Genomic DNA, 311 nt, shown 5'->3' with positions numbered 1-311 from the left:
AGAGGAAAGTAAAAAGCAAAACGAGGAAAGAAAAAAGAGGCAGAGGTAAGTAAAAAGCGAATCGAGGTAAGTAAACGGGACACAGAGGAAAGTAAAAGACAAAAAGAGGAAAGAAAAAAGAGGCAGAGGTAAGTAAAAAGCGAATCGAGGTAAGTAAACGGGACACAGAGGTAAGTAAAAAGCAAAACGAGGAAAGAAAAAAGAGGCAGAGGTAAGTAAAAAGCGAATCGAGGTAAGTAAACGGGACACAGAGGAAAGTAAAAGGCAAAACGAGGAAAGAAAAAAGAGGCAGAGGTAAGTAAAAAGCAAAA

It is taken from the genome of Bacillus salitolerans (assembly GCF_042680805.1).
In the GTDB taxonomy this organism is placed as follows: Bacteria; Bacillota; Bacilli; order Bacillales; family SA4; genus Bacillus_CJ; species Bacillus_CJ salitolerans.
This window is presented reverse-complemented; position numbering follows the sequence as displayed.